General features: G+C 77.1%; 1 pseudogene. It reads left to right on the top strand.

What is annotated here, in order from left to right:
* Positions 1-371, top strand: a pseudogene (locus ACSNN9_RS28695) (DNA polymerase III subunit gamma and tau); the annotation flags it as partial.

The raw sequence follows: 371 nt of genomic DNA, 5'->3' as shown, positions 1-371 counted from the left end.
GCCCCGCCCCGCCCCGGCGCGGAGGCGACCGGTGCGCTGGACGCGGTCGCGGTGCGCCGGGTCTGGCCCGAGGTGGTCGGCAAGGTCAACCGGACCAACAAGCGGATCGCGGCGCTGATGCGCGACGCGGTGGTCCGCGACCTCGACGGCGACACGCTCGTGGTGACGGTGAAGTCGTCGGTGCTGGCCAAGATGATGTCCGACCACGCCCAGGTGCTCACCGACGCGCTCTACGAGGAACTGGGCGGGCGCTGGCAGATCCGCTGCGAGGTGGCCGGCGAGCGGGGTGGGGCGTCGCTGGGCGGCGCGTCCCGTTCCCCGGCCCGCCCGGCGGCCGAAGCGGCCCGGCAGGCGGCGGCCCGGTCGGCGGC

This window comes from Micromonospora sp. URMC 107 (genome assembly GCF_051386315.1).
Lineage (GTDB): Bacteria > Actinomycetota > Actinomycetes > Mycobacteriales > Micromonosporaceae > Micromonospora.
Note: the sequence above shows the minus strand (reverse complement) of the source record. Positions and strands in the feature narration are given on the sequence as shown.